This is a genomic window from Streptococcus pseudopneumoniae (assembly GCF_001072315.1).
Taxonomy (GTDB): Bacteria; Bacillota; Bacilli; order Lactobacillales; family Streptococcaceae; genus Streptococcus; species Streptococcus pseudopneumoniae_R.
Window position 1 is genome coordinate 1 of sequence record NZ_JVLI01000198.1, and the last position, 15,021, is coordinate 15,021.

A 15,021-nucleotide genomic window follows, 5' to 3' on the forward strand; every position below is an offset into this window, starting at 1 on the left:
GAAAATCAAAGAGCAAACTAGGAAACTAGCCGCAGGTTGCTCAAAACACTGTTTTGAGGTTGTAGATGGAACTGACGTAGTCAGTATCCTACACATACGGCAAGGCAACGTTGACGCGGTTTGAAGAGATTTTCGAAGAGTTTCAAACATATGCAATGATTCCTGAAAGAATACAGTTAGGAGAGGGTTATGCCGATTCGAATTGATAAAAAATTACCAGCTGTTGAGATTTTACGGACAGAGAACATCTTTGTCATGGATGATCAACGTGCGGCCCACCAAGATATCCGTCCTTTGAAGATTTTAATTTTAAATCTCATGCCACAGAAAATGGTCACAGAAACCCAGTTGTTACGCCATTTGGCCAATACACCTCTACAACTGGATATTGATTTTCTCTATATGGAGAGCCATCGTTCTAAAACAACTCGTTCAGAGCACATGGAGACCTTTTATAAAACTTTTCCTGAAGTCAAGGATGAGTATTTTGATGGGATGATTATCACGGGTGCTCCAGTTGAACATTTACCATTTGAGGAAGTGGACTATTGGGAGGAATTTAGCCAGGTGCTTGAGTGGTCCAAGACCCATGTCTATTCGACACTTCATATCTGTTGGGGGGCTCAGGCGGGACTCTATCTGCGTTATGGGGTAGAAAAATACCAGATGGACAGTAAGCTATCAGGTATTTATCCTCAGGACACCCTAAAAGAGGGTCACCTTCTCTTTAGAGGCTTTGATGATAGCTATGTATCCCCTCATTCACGGCACACGGAGATTTCTAAGGAAGAAGTCTTAAACAAGACCAATCTTGAAATTTTATCAGAAGGACCTCAGGTTGGGGTTTCGATTTTGGCCAGTCGTGATTTACGAGAAATTTATAGTTTTGGGCATTTGGAATATGACCGTGATACCTTGGCAAATGAATATTTCCGAGATCGTGATGCAGGTTTGGATCCTCATATTCCAGAAAATTACTTTAAGGATGATGATGTTAATCAGGTACCTTGTCTTTGTTGGTCTTCATCGGCAGCCCTCTTTTTCAGTAACTGGGTAAACTATGCTGTCTATCAGGAAACACCTTTTGACTGGAGAAAGATAGAAGATGATGCATCTGCATATGGGTATTTATAAGAGGAATTATGACATATTTAGACGCTTTTAAATCAGGGAACTTGGTTTTACCGAGTGCCCTGCTCTTGCATTTTAAGGAACTCTTTCCTTCCAGCGACGATTTTCTGGTCTGGCAATTTTTCTATTTGCAAAATACGACAGGCTTAGAAGAAATGTCGCCAAGCCAGATTGCTGAAAGGATTGGCAAGGAAATTTCGGATGTCAATCAGGCCATTTCCAATCTGACGGAGAGGGGACTGCTTCAGTATCGTACTATCGAATTGAATGGTGAAATCGAATTGCTTTTTGATGCTAGTTTGGCTTTGGAACGTTTGGATGACTTGCTTGGAGTCACTCATTCGAGTTCAGACCAGTTGACACCTCAAAACCAGCTTAAGGATTTGGTGGAAACCTTCCAGCAGGAGTTGGGACGCTTGTTGACCCCTTTTGAGATTGAGGATTTGACCAAGACGCTAAAGGAAGATGGAACCAGTGCTGACTTGATTAAGGAAGCTCTTCGTGAAGCTATTTTGAATGGAAAAGCAAACTGGAAGTACATTCAGGCCATTTTGAGAAATTGGCGCCATGAAGGAATCAAGAGTGTGGCTCAAATTGAGGCTAAGCGGGCAGAAAGAGAAGCCAGCAATCCTCAGTTGACACAGGTATCTGCAGATTTCAGAAATGCTATGGATCTTTGGAAGGATTAATCCATGCAAGCAGGCTTGAAATCCGAGTAAGATTTGCAAGCTGTGTATAATTGTGATAAAATAAATAGAAAATAAATTGAAAAAAGAGGTATGTGAAATGTCACGTAAACCATTTATCGCTGGTAACTGGAAAATGAACAAAAATCCAGAAGAAGCTAAAGCATTCGTTGAAGCAGTTGCATCAAAACTTCCTTCATCAGATCTTGTTGAAGCAGGTATCGCAGCTCCAGCTCTTGATTTGACAACTGTTCTTGCTGCTGCTAAAGGTTCAAACCTTAAAGTTGCTGCTCAAAACTGCTACTTTGAAAATGCAGGTGCTTTCACTGGTGAAACTAGCCCACAAGTTTTGAAAGAAATCGGTACTGACTACGTTGTTATCGGTCACTCAGAACGCCGTGACTACTTCCATGAAACTGACGAAGATATCAACAAAAAAGCAAAAGCAATCTTTGCAAACGGTATGCTTCCAATCATCTGTTGTGGCGAGTCACTTGAAACTTACGAAGCTGGTAAAGCTGCTGAGTTTGTAGGTGCTCAAGTATCTGCTGCTTTGGCTGGATTGACTGCTGAACAAGTTGCTGCATCAGTTATCGCTTACGAGCCAATCTGGGCTATCGGTACTGGTAAATCAGCTTCACAAGACGATGCACAAAAAATGTGTAAAGTTGTTCGTGACGTTGTAGCTGCTGACTTTGGTCAAGAAGTTGCAGACAAAGTTCGTGTTCAATACGGTGGTTCTGTTAAACCTGAAAATGTTGCTTCATACATGGCTTGCCCAGACGTTGACGGTGCCCTTGTTGGTGGTGCGTCACTTGAAGCAGAAAGCTTCTTGGCTTTGCTTGACTTTGTAAAATAATCAGTAGCAAAAGCTAGGTGGAACAGCATTGAGATGTCTGTTCCATTTTTTATAGGAGAGGAAAGATTGAAAACAAAGATTGGAAAAATTGGATTAGCAAGTATCTGTTTACTAGGTTTGGCAGTTAGTCATGTAGCTGCAAATGAAACTGAAGTGGCAAAAACTTCGCAGGATGCAAGGACAGTTTCAAGTAGTTCAGAGCAAAATCAGTCTTCTAATAAAACTCAAACGAGCGAAGGAGTAAAGACCAATGCTTCTGCCCACTGGGAGGGGGATTATTATGTAAAGTCTGATGGTTCCAAAGCCAAGAGTGAGTGGATTTTTGATACTAGCTACAAGACTTGGTTTTATATTAAGTCGGACGGTCGTTATGCTCAAAATGAGTGGCAGGGCAATTACTACCTAAAATCAGGTGGTTATATGGCTAAGAATGAATGGGTTTATGATAACGCCTATAAGAATTGGTTTTACCTGAAGTCTGATGGTTCTTATGCTAACCAGGAATGGCATTCTGTTGGAGGTAAATGGTACTATTTTAAGAAGTGGGGCTATATGGCTAAAAGCCAATGGCAAGGAAGTTATTTCTTGAATGGTCAAGGAGCTATGATGCAAAATGAATGGCTTTATGATCCAGCCTATTCATCTTACTTCTATCTCAAGTCTGATGGTTCTTATGCAAATCAAGAGTGGCAAAAGGTAGACGGCAAGTGGTACTATTTCAAGAAGTGGGGTTACATGGCCAAAGATGAGTGGCAGGGTAACTACTATTTGACAGGAAGTGGTGCTATGGCTACTGGTGAATTAGTCATGGATGATGCTCGCTATATTTTTTCTGACTCAGGTGAGTTAAAAGAAAAGAAAGACTTGAATGTTGGCTGGGTTCACCGAAATGGCAGACGTTATTTCTTTAACCATCGTGAAGAACAAGTTGGGACTGATCAAGTTAAAAAAGTTATCGATGTCAGTGAGCACAATGGTCGTATCAGTGATTGGAAAAAAGTCATCGATGATAATGGCGTTGATGGAGTCATTGTTCGTTTGGGCTATAGTGGAACTGAGGACAAGGAATTGGCTCATAATATTAAGGAGTTAAACCGTCTTGGAATTCCTTACGGTGTTTACCTTTATACTTATGCTGAAAATGAGACCGATGCTGAGAATGATGCTAATCAAACCATTGAACTCTTGAAAAAATACAAGATGAACTTGTCTTACCCTATCTACTACGATGTTGAGAACTGGGAATATGGCAATAAGACCAAGAGAGCTCCAAGTGATACTGGAACCTGGGTCAAGATTATCAACAAGTATATGGCAACAATGAAACAGGCTGGTTATCAAAATGTGAATGTTTATAGCTATCGTAGTTTACTACAGACGCGTTTAAAACACCCAGATATTTTAAAACATGTAAACTGGGTAGCGGCCTATACGAATGCTTTAGAATGGGAAAATCCTCATTATTCAGGAGAAAAAGGTTGGCAATATACTTCGTCTGAATACTTAAAAGGAATTCGTGGTCGTGTTGACGTCAGCGTTTGGTATTAAGATATAAGTTTGAGAAAGGAGTGTGCAAGAAAATTGCATCCTCTTTTTCTTTATTTTGTCGCAGTTAAGAGAGGTGTAAGGGGACTGTGTTTTATTCTAAAAATTCTTAAATTATCAGTCTATTACAACTTTTCTCATGTGAGTCATTTGGCTTGCTATTTGTTTTCCTTAGTAGTATACTAGAGTGGTAATCACTAAGAAGTGATTACTTAGAAAAATAATGAATGAGGTAAAAATAATGGTTCAAATTAAAAAAGAAGCAGTAAAAGACGTAGCAACACTAACTAAGGTAGCACCAGTAGCATTGGCAAAAACAAAGGAAGTCTTGAACCAAGCTGTTGCTGATTTGTACGTAGCCCACGTTGCTTTGCATCAAGTACACTGGTACATGCGTGGTCGTGGTTTCCTTGTATGGCATCCAAAAATGGATGAGTACATGGATGCTCTTGATGGTCACTTGGATGAAATCAGCGAACGTTTAATTACCCTTGGTGGCAAACCTTACTCAACTTTGACAGAATTCCTTCAACACAGTGAAATCGAAGAAGAAGAAGGAGAATTCCGTAACGTTGAAGAAAGCTTGGAACGTGTTCTAGCTATTTATCGCTACCTCATCACTCTTTTCCAAAAAGCTTTGGATGTGACTGACGAAGAAGGCGATGATGTTACAAACGATATCTTTGTTGGTGCTAAGGCTGAACTTGAGAAAACAGTTTGGATGATTGCAGCAGAACTTGGACAAGCACCTGGTTTGTAAGAAATAGAATAATCATATAAAAATCTGTAGGAAATTTCTTACAGATTTTTTCTATCTTATAAGCTATTCCAAACCAGTCTTTTTTCGAGTTTTTTGATAAAATAGTACTATCAGTGAAAAGGATGGAAGCATGACTAAGAAAATCGTAGCTATTTGGGCCCAGGATGAAGAGGGTGTGATTGGTAAGGACAATCGTCTGCCTTGGTATTTGCCAGCAGAATTGCAGCACTTTAAAGAAACAACTCTGAATCATGCCATCTTGATGGGGCGCGTGACCTTTGATGGAATGGGGCGTCGCTTGCTTCCAAAACGGGAGACCTTGATTTTGACGCGTAATTCTGAAGAAAAGATAGACGGGGTTGCTACTTTTCACGATGTCCAGTCTGTCTTGGACTGGTATCAGACTCAAGAAAAGAATCTCTACATTCTCGGTGGGAAGCAGATTTTTCAGGCTTTTGAACCCTATTTGGATGAAGTAATTGTCACTCACATTCATGCTCGGGTGGAGGGAGATACCTATTTTCCCGAGGAGTTTGACTTATCTCTTTTTGAGACAGTTTCAAGCAAATTTTACGCCAAAGATGAGAAAAATCCTTATGATTTTACCATCCAATACCGCAAGAGAAAGGAAGTCTAATGGAACGGAGTTTATTTGGTTTATTCACGACTTTTCTGTGTTTCATCTGCCTTCTGGCAGGAGCACAGGCTTTTCGTAAAAAGCGTTACGGGCTTTCTATCCTCCTTTGGTTAAATGCCTTTACTAATTTGGTCAATAGTGTCCATGCCTTTTACATGACCTTATTTTAGATAGAATGACAGTATAGAATAGAACGGAAGGAAATCATGCCTACAACTAGGAAAAATGATATGATGGTTTATTGCTCATTTTGTGGCAAAAGCCAAGAAGAAGTACAAAAAATAATCGCTGGCAACAATGCCTTTATCTGTAATGAATGTGTGGAGTTGGCCCAGGAAATCATTCGAGAGGAGTTGGCTGAGGAAGTTTTAGCAGACTTGTCTGAGGTACCAAAACCAATCGAACTTCTCAATATCTTGAACCACTATGTAATCGGTCAAGATCGTGCCAAACGTGCTTTAGCAGTAGCAGTATACAACCACTACAAACGCATCAATTTCCACGATACGCGTGAAGAGTCAGAAGATGTGGATTTGCAGAAGTCAAACATCTTGATGATTGGCCCAACTGGTTCAGGGAAAACTTTCCTTGCCCAGACCTTGGCTAAGAGCTTGAACGTGCCTTTTGCGATTGCGGATGCGACAGCTCTTACTGAGGCTGGTTATGTGGGTGAGGATGTGGAAAATATCCTTCTCAAACTTCTACAGGCTGCTGACTTTAACATTGAACGTGCAGAGCGTGGCATTATCTACGTGGATGAAATTGACAAGATTGCCAAGAAGAGTGAGAATGTGTCTATCACACGTGATGTTTCTGGTGAAGGGGTGCAACAAGCTCTTCTCAAGATTATCGAGGGAACCGTTGCTAGCGTGCCGCCTCAAGGTGGACGCAAGCATCCACAACAAGAGATGATTCAAGTGGATACTAAAAATATCCTCTTCATCGTGGGTGGTGCCTTTGATGGCATCGAAGAAATCGTCAAACAACGTCTGGGTGAAAAAGTCATCGGATTTGGTCAAAACAACAAGGCGATTGACGAAAATAGCTCCTACATGCAAGAAATCATCGCAGAAGATATTCAAAAATTTGGTATTATCCCCGAGTTGATTGGACGTTTGCCTGTCTTTGCAGCTCTTGAACAGTTGACAGTAGATGATTTGGTTCGTATCTTGAAAGAGCCAAGAAATGCTTTGGTCAAACAATACCAAACTTTGCTTTCTTATGATGATGTCGAGTTGGAATTTGACGACGAAGCTCTTCAAGAGATTGCCAATAAGGCTATCGAACGCAAGACAGGGGCGCGTGGTCTTCGCTCCATTATTGAAGAAACGATGCTAGATGTCATGTTTGAAGTACCGAGTCAGGAAAATGTAAAATTGGTCCGTATCACAAAAGAAGCTGTGGATGGAACGGATAAACCAATCCTAGAAACAGCCTAGAGGTGACAATGGAAATCAATACACACAATGCTGAAATCTTGCTCAGTGCGGCGAATAAGTCCCACTATCCGCAGGATGAACTGCCAGAGATTGCCCTTGCAGGGCGTTCAAATGTTGGCAAGTCTAGCTTTATCAACACCATGCTGAATCGCAAGAACCTAGCTCGAACGTCAGGAAAACCTGGAAAAACCCAGCTTCTCAACTTCTTTAACATTGACGACAAGATGCGCTTTGTGGATGTGCCTGGTTATGGCTATGCCCGTGTTTCTAAAAAGGAACGTGAAAAGTGGGGGCGCATGATTGAGGAGTATCTGACAACTCGGGAAAATCTCCGTGCGGTAGTCAGTTTAGTTGACCTTCGTCATGACCCGTCAGCAGATGATGTACAGATGTACGAATTTCTCAAGTATTATGAGATTCCGGTTATTATCGTTGCGACCAAGGCGGACAAGATTCCTCGTGGTAAATGGAATAAGCACGAATCAGCAATCAAAAAGAAATTAAACTTTGACCCAAGTGACGACTTCATTCTCTTTTCATCTGTCAGCAAGGCAGGGATGGATGAGGCTTGGGATGCAATCTTAGAAAAATTGTGAGGTAAAGAAAATGGCAAAAACAATTCATACAGATAAGGCTCCAAAGGCTATCGGACCATATGTTCAAGGAAAAATCGTTGGCAACCTTTTGTTTGCTAGTGGTCAAGTTCCTCTCTCTCCTGAAACTGGGGAAATCGTTGGAGAAACGATCCAAGAACAGACAGAACAAGTCTTGAAAAACATTGGTGCTATTTTGGCAGAAGCAGGAACTGACTTTGACCATATTGTCAAAACAACTTGCTTTTTGAGCGATATGAACGACTTTGTTCCTTTTAATGAGGTTTACCAAACGGCCTTTAAAGAGGAATTTCCAGCTCGTTCAGCTGTGGAGGTAGCTCGTCTTCCTCGTGATGTAAAAGTCGAAATCGAAGTCATCGCAGAGATTGGATAAGCTAGTTGAAGTTTGGTGTTGCCAAACTTCTTTTGATATAAGGAGAAAAAGATGACAAAGAAACAACTTCACTTGGTGATTGTGACAGGAATGAGTGGTGCAGGAAAAACTGTAGCCATTCAGTCTTTCGAGGATTTAGGTTATTTTACTATTGATAATATGCCGCCAGCCCTCTTGCCTAAGTTTTTGCAGCTGGTGGAAACAAAGGAAGACGACCATAAGTTGGCTTTAGTAGTGGATATGCGTAGCCGTTCTTTCTTCTCAGAGATTCAAGCTGTTTTGGATGAGTTGGAAAATCAAGATGATTTGGATTTCAAAATCCTCTTTTTGGATGCAGCCGATAAGGAATTGGTCGCTCGTTACAAGGAAACCAGACGGAGTCACCCATTAGCAGCAGATGGACGGATTTTGGATGGAATCAAGCTGGAACGTGAGCTCTTGGCACCTTTGAAAAATATGAGCCAAAATGTGGTGGATACGACTGAACTCACTCCTCGTGAGCTGCGTAAAACCATTGCAGAGCAATTTTCAGATCAAGAGCAAGCTCAGTCTTTCCGTATCGAAGTCATGTCTTTTGGCTTTAAATATGGAATTCCGATTGATGCGGACTTGGTCTTTGATGTTCGTTTCTTGCCAAATCCCTACTACCTTCCAGAACTGAGAAACCAAACAGGTGTGGATGAACCTGTCTATGACTATGTCATGAATCATCCTGAGTCAGAAGACTTCTATCAACATTTGTTGGCCTTGATTGAGCCGATTTTGCCAAGTTATCAAAAGGAAGGGAAGTCTGTTTTGACCATTGCCATGGGTTGTACAGGGGGACAACACCGTAGTGTGGCCTTTGCTAAACGCTTGGCGCAGGACTTATCCAAGAATTGGCCTGTTAATGAAGGGCATCGCGACAAAGACCGAAGAAAGGAAACGGTAAACCGTTCATGAGAAAACCAAAGATAACGGTGATTGGTGGAGGTACTGGGATCCCTGTCATTCTTAAAAGTCTGCGGGAAAAAGATGTGGAAATCGCTGCTATCGTAACGGTGGCGGATGATGGCGGTTCTTCAGGTGAACTCCGAAAAAATATGCAGCAGTTGACACCGCCAGGCGATCTTCGCAATGTCCTTGTGGCCATGTCGGATATGCCTAAGTTTTATGAGAAAGTCTTTCAGTATCGCTTTTCTGAAGATGCTGGAGCCTTTGCTGGCCATCCATTGGGCAATCTCATTATCGCTGGCCTGTCAGAAATGCAGGGTTCGACCTATAATGCTATGCAGTTGCTGAGCAAATTTTTCCACACAACTGGGAAGATTTATCCTTCCAGTGACCATCCTTTGACCCTGCATGCAGTCTTCCAGGATGGGACAGAAGTGGCTGGAGAGAGTCATATTGCAGACCATCCAGGCATGATTGACCATGTCTATGTGACCAATACCCTCAACGATGATACGCCTCTGGCTAGCCGTCGAGTAGTGCAGACCATTCTTGAAAGTGACATGATTGTCCTCGGACCTGGTTCTCTATTTACCTCTATTTTGCCCAATATCGTGATTAAGGAAATCGGGCAGGCGCTTTTGGAAACCAAGGCAGAAATCGCCTATGTCTGCAATATCATGACCCAACGTGGGGAGACAGAACACTTTACAGATAGTGATCACGTGGAGGTCTTGCATCGCCACCTTGGTCGACCTTTTATCGATACTGTCTTGGTGAATATCGAAAAAGTGCCTCAGGAATACATGAATTCCAACCGTTTTGATGAATATTTGGTGCAGGTGGAACATGATTTTGCTGGTCTTTGTAAGCAGGTTCCGCGCGTGATTTCATCCAACTTCCTTCGTCTGGAAAATGGGGGTGCCTTCCACGATGGGGATTTGATTGTGGACGAGTTGATGCGGATTATACAGGTGAGAAAATGAGTTTCACAGTAGCAGTAAAAGAAGAAATCCTAGGTCAGCACCATCTAAGCCGGCATGAATTATCTGCCATTATCAAGATGTCTGGCAGTATCGGTCTCTCGACTTCGGGCTTGACCTTGTCCGTCGTGACAGAAAATGCCAAACTGGCTCGTCACCTCTATGAATCCTTTCTCCATTTCTATGAAATCAAATCGGAAATTCGCCACCACCAACGGAGCAATCTTCGTAAGAATCGGGTCTATACCGTTTTTACAGATGAAAAGGTGCAGGACTTGTTGAGTGATTTGCACTTGGCAGACTCCTTTTTTGGTCTGGAAACAGGTATTGACGAGGAGGTTTTATCAGACGAGGAAGCAGGTCGTGCCTATCTCTGTGGTGCTTTCTTGGCAAATGGGAGCATTCGTGACCCTGAGTCAGGCAAGTATCAGTTGGAAATCAGTTCTGTCTATTTGGATCACGCGCAAGGGATTGCCTCCCTTCTCCAGCAGTTTTTACTGGATGCTAAGGTGCTTGAGCGTAAGAAGGGTGCTGTGACTTATCTCCAGCGTGCCGAAGATATTATGGACTTCTTGATAGTCATCGGAGCCATGCAGGCGCGTGATGATTTTGAGCGGGTTAAGATTTTACGAGAAACTCGTAACGACCTCAATCGGGCCAATAATGCCGAGACAGCTAATATCGCTCGGACAGTTTCTGCCAGCATGAAGACTATCAACAATATCAGCAAAATCAAAGATATTATGGGCTTAGAAAATCTGCCAGTGGATTTGCAGGAAGTAGCGCAGTTGCGGATTCAGCACCCAGACTACTCTATCCAGCAGTTAGCAGATAGCCTCAGCACCCCTCTGACCAAAAGTGGTGTCAACCACAGACTCAGAAAAATCAATAAGATAGCCGATGAACTATAAAACCACGAATCCTATGTGACTCGTGGTTCTTTTTTATAAACTAGTAGAGTGTTTTGGTTGTACTTTTTGCTCTGGGTCAATGTAGTTGATGGCATTGTTGACAGCGGTTGGTGCTTCTCCAAGCCCTGTTGCAATCAGATCAATTTTTCCGTCATAGTAGCAGCAGTCACCGATAGCATAGATACCTGCTTGGCTAGATTCTTGCTTGCTGTTGACGATAATCTTGTGGCGGTTGAGGTCCAGACCCCAGTTTTTAAGGTTACCAACAGAAGATTTGAAACCATAGTTGACAAAGAGGTGGTCTAGGTCAATCGTTTCGGTTTCATCAGATTTGACTTTTGTGATTTCTAACTTGTCAAGCGTTTTTCCATCTCCAAGGAGTTGGCTAGGAACGAATGGTGTCTTGATGGTTACAGATGATTCTTGCAAGGCTTGGACACTGTGCTCCAAGGCGCGGAAATTATCTCTGCGGTGAACAAGGGTAGTTGGCGCAATTTTTTCAAAAGCCAAAGCCCAATCCACAGCTGAGTCTCCCCCACCAAGAATCGTCACTTTCTTACCAGCGTATTGCTGAATGTTGGAAACGTGGTAGTGGATGTTTTCATAGCCCTCAACACCTTCAAGTTCCAGCGGACGTGGTTTGAAGGCACCACCACCCATAGCGATGATGACTGTTTTAGACAGGTGACTTCCTTTAGAGGTTGTAATCTTAAATCCCTCTTCTTGTTTTTCAATCTCAAGAACCGTTTCATTGAGATGAATAGGGGTATCAAAGCCGTTTAGTTGTTCAATCAAGCGGTTGGTCAATTCTTCTCCAGTCAGGTTTGGGAAACCTGGGACGTCTAGGATTTCCTTTTCAGGATAGAGAATAGCAGGTTGTCCACCTAGTTGTGGAAGGGAGTCGATGATTTGGACCTTGGCTTGGCGTAGATGGGCATAGAAGGCTGCAAAAAGCCCGACAGGACCACCACCTACAATGGTAATATCATAGAGTTGAGACATGGTTTCTCCTTTGTTTTTTCTAGTAAGTTTATTTTATCATATTTTTTCTTTAATTTAAAATGAAGTAGGATAGGGAAAAAAATGCCAGAAAAATGGTATAATAGAAAGGAACGTGTTTGGACAGAGAGGAGACAGCAGATGAACTTTCAACAATTATCCAACCTGCAATATTGGACTAGCTTGTTTTCTAGTCCTTGGAGTATTGCGATCAATCTGTTTGATATTTTGATTGTGGCCTATATTTTATATCGTTTTACAAAAGCGATAGCTGGCACCAAGATTATGATTTTGGTGCGTGGGGTCGTGATCTTTGTATTAGCCCAGGTTGTGGCCAATATCCTTGGTTTAACAACGATTTCTTGGTTGATTAATCAGATTATCACCTATGGGGTTATTGCTGCGGTCGTTATCTTCTCTCCAGAGATTCGGACTGGTTTGGAACGCTTGGGAAGGGCGACAGATTTCTTTTCTACTGCTCAAATTAGTGCAGAAGAGAAAATGATTCGTGCCTTTGTCAAGTCGGTTGAATATATGAGTCCTCGTAAGATTGGTGCTCTGGTTGCCATTCAACGAGTTCGGACCTTGCAAGAATATATCGCTACAGGTATTCCCTTGGATGCCAACATTTCAGCTGAACTCCTTATTAATATTTTTATCCCCAACACTCCTCTACATGACGGTGCTGTGATTATCAGAGAAAATCGGATTGCGGTAACTTCTGCCTATCTGCCCTTGACAGAAAGCACAGGGATTTCCAAGGAATTTGGGACCAGACACCGGGCGGCTATCGGTTTATCAGAAGTGTCCGATGCCTTGACCTTTATCGTTTCAGAGGAAACAGGTGGCATTTCTATTACCTATAACGGTGTTTTCAAGCACGACTTGACGATTGAAGAATTTGAAGCAGAGCTACGAGCAATTCTTTTGCCAGCTGTTGAGGAAAAAGTCAGTTTCAAGGACCGTTTGCTAGGAGGTTGGAAATATGAGAAAAAATAGTCTATATATCATTTCATCTCTCTTTTTTGCTTGTGTCTTATTTATCTATGCAACGTCAACCAACTTTCAAAATAGCAATACCGCAAGGCAGGTCAAATCAGAAACCTATACCAATACGATAACGAACGTTCCTATCGATATTCACTATGATGATGACCAGTATTTCATTAGCGGATTTGCATCAGAGGTTTCAGTTGTGTTGACAGGTGCCAATCGTGTGACCTTGGCCAGTGAAATGCAGGAAAGCACTCGTAAGTTTAAGGTCACAGCGGATTTGACAGATGCTAGTGTTGGAACGATTGAAGTTCCCTTGAACATTGAAAATCTTCCTAGTGGATTGACCGCTGTGGCAACTCCTCAAAAGATTACAGTGAAAGTTGGGAAGAAGGTTAAGCGAGATGGGATGATTGTTGTGCCACAAGTTGACCAAAGCCAGATTGATCCCAAGCTACAACTTGATAGTGTAACCGTGTCAAATGAACGCGTTTCAGTCACAACTGACCAGGAAACATTAGCTAAGATTGACAAAGTTATTGCGCTTTTACCAACCAGCGAACGCATAACAGGTAATTACAGTGGCTCAGTACCTTTGCAGGCAATCGACCGCAACGGGGTAGTCTTACCAGTAGTGATTACTCCCTTTGATACGACAATGAAGGTCACTACAAAACCAGTAGCGCCAAGTTCAAGCACATCAAATTCAAGTACAAGTAGTTCATCGGAGACATCTTCGTCAACGAAAACAACTAGTTCAAAAACGAATTAAAAATAGAAAAAGGATTTTATAAAAATGGGTAAATATTTTGGGACTGATGGAGTCCGTGGAGAAGCTAACGTAGAACTAACGCCAGAATTGGCCTTTAAACTAGGACGTTTTGGAGGCTATGTTCTTAGTCAACATGAAACGGAAGCACCGAAAGTCTTTGTAGGACGTGACACACGTATTTCAGGGGAAATGCTAGAATCTGCCTTGGTGGCAGGTCTCCTCTCTGTAGGGATTCACGTCTACAAACTTGGTGTCCTTGCAACACCAGCAGTAGCTTACTTGGTAAAAACTGAGGGAGCCAGTGCAGGTGTCATGATTTCTGCTAGTCACAACCCAGCCCTTGATAATGGGATTAAGTTCTTTGGTGGTGATGGCTTCAAACTAGATGACGAAAAAGAAGCAGAAATTGAAGCCTTGCTAGATGCTGAGGAAGACACTCTTCCTCGTCCAAGTGCAGAAGGATTGGGAACCTTGGTAGATTATCCAGAAGGCTTGCGTAAGTATGAAGGATACCTTGTTTCAACTGGAACTCCTCTTGATGGAATGAAGGTTGCCTTGGATACAGCTAATGGAGCAGCTTCTACCAGTGCCCGTCAAATCTTTGCAGACCTTGGTGCTCAATTAACAGTTATCGGGGAAACACCAGATGGTCTTAACATCAACCTTAATGTTGGTTCAACCCACCCAGAAACCCTTCAAGAAGTGGTCAAAGAAAGTGGCTCAGCTATTGGTTTGGCCTTTGACGGAGACAGTGACCGTTTGATTGCTGTTGATGAAAATGGTGAGATCGTCGATGGTGACAAGATTATGTACATCATCGGGAAATACCTTTCTGAAAAAGGACAATTGGCTCAAAATACAATTGTGACAACTGTTATGTCTAACCTTGGTTTCCACAAGGCCTTGGACCGTGAAGGTATTAATAAGGCAGTAACTGCAGTTGGCGATCGTTACGTTGTTGAAGAAATGCGAAAATCAGGCTACAACCTTGGTGGTGAACAGTCTGGTCACGTGATCTTGATGGATTACAATACAACAGGTGATGGCCAATTATCTGCTGTTCAATTGACAAAAATCATGAAGGAAACTGGTAAGAGCTTGTCAGAGTTGGCTGCAGAAGTAACCATCTATCCACAAAAATTAGTCAATATCCGAGTGGAAAATGCCATGAAGGAAAAGGCTATGGAAGTGCCAGCTATCAAGGATATCATCGAGAAGATGGAAGCTGAAATGGCAGGGAATGGCCGTATCCTTGTTCGCCCAAGTGGAACAGAGCCCCTCTTGCGTGTTATGGCAGAAGCGCCTACAACAGAAGAAGTAGACTACTATGTTGATACCATCGCAGACGTAGTTCGAGCTGAAATCGGGATTGACTAAATCCTAGAAAAC

The 15,021-nt window shown here is 42.4% G+C and carries 17 protein-coding genes; 16 read left to right on the top strand and 1 reads right to left on the bottom strand.

Annotated elements, in window-relative coordinates:
• Positions 1 to 189: 189 nt before the first annotated feature.
• From metA to whiA, 13 genes are all read left to right on the top strand, one after another.
• The gene (gene metA / locus ADH54_RS09975; RefSeq protein WP_049525004.1) at positions 190 to 1,134 is read left to right on the top strand and encodes a homoserine O-acetyltransferase MetA; all 945 of its coding nucleotides are present in this window, start codon (positions 190 to 192) and stop codon (positions 1,132 to 1,134) included.
• A gap of 8 nt (positions 1,135 to 1,142) precedes the next feature.
• Positions 1,143 to 1,820 (top strand): DnaD domain-containing protein, encoded by a 678-nt coding sequence (locus ADH54_RS09980; RefSeq protein WP_049525005.1) that lies wholly within the window; start codon positions 1,143 to 1,145, stop codon positions 1,818 to 1,820.
• A gap of 97 nt (positions 1,821 to 1,917) precedes the next feature.
• Positions 1,918 to 2,676 (top strand): triose-phosphate isomerase, encoded by a 759-nt coding sequence (tpiA, locus tag ADH54_RS09985; protein ID WP_000087893.1) that lies wholly within the window; start codon positions 1,918 to 1,920, stop codon positions 2,674 to 2,676.
• Between the two features lie 33 nt (positions 2,677 to 2,709).
• Positions 2,710 to 4,224: a choline binding-anchored murein hydrolase LytC gene (lytC, locus tag ADH54_RS09990; RefSeq protein WP_080980854.1), complete on the top strand. Its 1,515-nt coding sequence runs from the start codon at positions 2,710 to 2,712 to the stop codon at positions 4,222 to 4,224.
• 238 nt (positions 4,225 to 4,462) lie between these two features.
• Positions 4,463 to 4,981 carry a Dps family protein gene (locus ADH54_RS09995; protein WP_049525008.1) on the top strand — a complete coding sequence of 173 codons (519 nt, stop codon included), beginning with the start codon at positions 4,463 to 4,465 and terminating at the stop codon, positions 4,979 to 4,981.
• Between the two features lie 130 nt (positions 4,982 to 5,111).
• Positions 5,112 to 5,618 carry a dihydrofolate reductase gene (locus ADH54_RS10000; protein WP_049525009.1) on the top strand — a complete coding sequence of 169 codons (507 nt, stop codon included), beginning with the start codon at positions 5,112 to 5,114 and terminating at the stop codon, positions 5,616 to 5,618.
• Positions 5,618 to 5,788 (top strand): hypothetical protein, encoded by a 171-nt coding sequence (locus ADH54_RS12255; protein WP_049525010.1) that lies wholly within the window; start codon positions 5,618 to 5,620, stop codon positions 5,786 to 5,788. The genes ADH54_RS10000 and ADH54_RS12255 overlap by 1 nt, the downstream gene beginning before the upstream one ends.
• Before the next feature lie 36 nt (positions 5,789 to 5,824).
• Positions 5,825 to 7,057 (top strand): ATP-dependent Clp protease ATP-binding subunit ClpX, encoded by a 1,233-nt coding sequence (clpX, locus tag ADH54_RS10010; RefSeq protein WP_049525011.1) that lies wholly within the window; start codon positions 5,825 to 5,827, stop codon positions 7,055 to 7,057.
• 8 nt (positions 7,058 to 7,065) lie between these two features.
• Entirely contained in the window at positions 7,066 to 7,653 is a 588-nt protein-coding gene (gene yihA / locus ADH54_RS10015; RefSeq protein WP_000405202.1) for a ribosome biogenesis GTP-binding protein YihA/YsxC, read from the top strand.
• Positions 7,654 to 7,663: 10 nt separating this feature from the next.
• Positions 7,664 to 8,044, top strand: a complete 381-nt coding sequence (locus tag ADH54_RS10020) for a RidA family protein (RefSeq protein WP_049525012.1) — start codon at positions 7,664 to 7,666, stop codon at positions 8,042 to 8,044.
• A gap of 51 nt (positions 8,045 to 8,095) precedes the next feature.
• Positions 8,096 to 8,986 carry an RNase adapter RapZ gene (rapZ, locus tag ADH54_RS10025; RefSeq protein WP_049525013.1) on the top strand — a complete coding sequence of 297 codons (891 nt, stop codon included), beginning with the start codon at positions 8,096 to 8,098 and terminating at the stop codon, positions 8,984 to 8,986.
• Positions 8,983 to 9,960, top strand: a complete 978-nt coding sequence (locus tag ADH54_RS10030) for a YvcK family protein (RefSeq protein WP_001231075.1) — start codon at positions 8,983 to 8,985, stop codon at positions 9,958 to 9,960. Before rapZ ends, ADH54_RS10030 begins: the two co-directional genes overlap by 4 nt.
• On the top strand, positions 9,957 to 10,868 hold the full coding sequence (whiA, locus tag ADH54_RS10035) for a DNA-binding protein WhiA (protein WP_049525014.1): 912 nt from the start codon (positions 9,957 to 9,959) through the stop codon (positions 10,866 to 10,868). The genes ADH54_RS10030 and whiA overlap by 4 nt, the downstream gene beginning before the upstream one ends.
• A gap of 33 nt (positions 10,869 to 10,901) precedes the next feature.
• On the opposite strand, the gene ADH54_RS10040 is transcribed toward whiA, so the two are convergent.
• Entirely contained in the window at positions 10,902 to 11,870 is a 969-nt protein-coding gene (locus tag ADH54_RS10040; RefSeq protein WP_049525015.1) for an NAD(P)/FAD-dependent oxidoreductase, read from the bottom strand.
• Positions 11,871 to 12,008: 138 nt separating this feature from the next.
• On the opposite strand from ADH54_RS10040, the gene cdaA reads away from it, so the two are divergent.
• From cdaA to glmM, 3 genes are read left to right on the top strand one after another with little or no spacing between them, the layout of a single operon-like run.
• Complete coding sequence (gene cdaA, locus ADH54_RS10045) at positions 12,009 to 12,866, top strand: diadenylate cyclase CdaA (protein WP_049525016.1); 858 nt, start codon at positions 12,009 to 12,011, stop codon at positions 12,864 to 12,866.
• On the top strand, positions 12,853 to 13,632 hold the full coding sequence (locus tag ADH54_RS10050) for a CdaR family protein (RefSeq protein WP_049525017.1): 780 nt from the start codon (positions 12,853 to 12,855) through the stop codon (positions 13,630 to 13,632). Before cdaA ends, ADH54_RS10050 begins: the two co-directional genes overlap by 14 nt.
• 24 nt (positions 13,633 to 13,656) lie before the next feature.
• Positions 13,657 to 15,009 carry a phosphoglucosamine mutase gene (gene glmM, locus ADH54_RS10055; RefSeq protein ID WP_000521451.1) on the top strand — a complete coding sequence of 451 codons (1,353 nt, stop codon included), beginning with the start codon at positions 13,657 to 13,659 and terminating at the stop codon, positions 15,007 to 15,009.
• Positions 15,010 to 15,021: the final 12 nt, after the last annotated feature.

Coding starts and splice junctions, on each gene's coding strand:
- metA (WP_049525004.1), top strand. CDS start 190: ATGCCGATTCGAATTGATAAAAAATTACCAGCTGTTGAGATTTTACGG.
- ADH54_RS09980 (WP_049525005.1), top strand. CDS start 1,143: ATGACATATTTAGACGCTTTTAAATCAGGGAACTTGGTTTTACCGAGT.
- tpiA (WP_000087893.1), top strand. CDS start 1,918: ATGTCACGTAAACCATTTATCGCTGGTAACTGGAAAATGAACAAAAAT.
- lytC (WP_080980854.1), top strand. CDS start 2,710: ATGTCTGTTCCATTTTTTATAGGAGAGGAAAGATTGAAAACAAAGATT.
- ADH54_RS09995 (WP_049525008.1), top strand. CDS start 4,463: ATGGTTCAAATTAAAAAAGAAGCAGTAAAAGACGTAGCAACACTAACT.
- ADH54_RS10000 (WP_049525009.1), top strand. CDS start 5,112: ATGACTAAGAAAATCGTAGCTATTTGGGCCCAGGATGAAGAGGGTGTG.
- ADH54_RS12255 (WP_049525010.1), top strand. CDS start 5,618: ATGGAACGGAGTTTATTTGGTTTATTCACGACTTTTCTGTGTTTCATC.
- clpX (WP_049525011.1), top strand. CDS start 5,825: ATGCCTACAACTAGGAAAAATGATATGATGGTTTATTGCTCATTTTGT.
- yihA (WP_000405202.1), top strand. CDS start 7,066: ATGGAAATCAATACACACAATGCTGAAATCTTGCTCAGTGCGGCGAAT.
- ADH54_RS10020 (WP_049525012.1), top strand. CDS start 7,664: ATGGCAAAAACAATTCATACAGATAAGGCTCCAAAGGCTATCGGACCA.
- rapZ (WP_049525013.1), top strand. CDS start 8,096: ATGACAAAGAAACAACTTCACTTGGTGATTGTGACAGGAATGAGTGGT.
- ADH54_RS10030 (WP_001231075.1), top strand. CDS start 8,983: ATGAGAAAACCAAAGATAACGGTGATTGGTGGAGGTACTGGGATCCCT.
- whiA (WP_049525014.1), top strand. CDS start 9,957: ATGAGTTTCACAGTAGCAGTAAAAGAAGAAATCCTAGGTCAGCACCAT.
- ADH54_RS10040 (WP_049525015.1), bottom strand. CDS start 11,870: ATGTCTCAACTCTATGATATTACCATTGTAGGTGGTGGTCCTGTCGGG.
- cdaA (WP_049525016.1), top strand. CDS start 12,009: ATGAACTTTCAACAATTATCCAACCTGCAATATTGGACTAGCTTGTTT.
- ADH54_RS10050 (WP_049525017.1), top strand. CDS start 12,853: ATGAGAAAAAATAGTCTATATATCATTTCATCTCTCTTTTTTGCTTGT.
- glmM (WP_000521451.1), top strand. CDS start 13,657: ATGGGTAAATATTTTGGGACTGATGGAGTCCGTGGAGAAGCTAACGTA.